Source organism: Mesorhizobium sp. M1E.F.Ca.ET.063.01.1.1, from assembly GCF_003998155.1.
Taxonomy (GTDB): domain Bacteria; phylum Pseudomonadota; class Alphaproteobacteria; order Rhizobiales; family Rhizobiaceae; genus Mesorhizobium.
In genome coordinates, this window is sequence record NZ_RZSC01001451.1 from 1 (window position 1) to 625 (window position 625).

The window sequence follows — 625 nt, forward strand, 5'->3', positions numbered from 1 at the left end:
GAACAGATTCACCCCCGCAAAGCCTGCCGGCGCACGCAACGTCGACGAGATCACCGGCAGCCGGCGGCTCAGGCGCATGCGCAAGGCCGACTGGTCGCGCCGTCTGGTGCAGGAGAACCAGCTCTCGGTGAACGACCTGATCTGGCCGATCTTCGTGATCGACGGCAAGAACACGCGCGAGCCGATCGCCGCCATGCCGGACGTCTATCGCCTGACCATCGATCTCGCGGTGAAGGAAGCGGAGCGCGCCGCAAAGCTCGGCATCCCTGCGATCGCCACTTTCCCAAATGTCGAGCTTGCGCTGCGCGACCAGACGGGCTCGCACATCCTCGACCCCGAAAACGTCATCAACCGCGCCACGCGCGCGATCAAGCAGGCGGTGCCGGAGATCGGCATCATCACCGACGCGGCGCTCGACCCGTTCACCAGCCATGGCCATGACGGCATTCTGCGTGACGGCATCATCGTCAACGACGAAACGGTGGAACAGGTCGCCGCCGCGGCGGTCATCCAGGCGGCCGCCGGCGCCGACATCATCGCGCCGTCCGACATGATGGATGGCCGCATCGGCGCCATCCGTGACGCGCTCGATGCAAACGGCTTCCAGGACGTGGCGATCATGTCC

Annotated in this window: 1 pseudogene; it reads left to right on the forward strand. The window is 66.1% G+C overall.

The window, feature by feature from the left end:
• A pseudogene (locus tag EOA29_RS39170) lies at window positions 1-625 on the forward strand (porphobilinogen synthase); the annotation flags it as partial.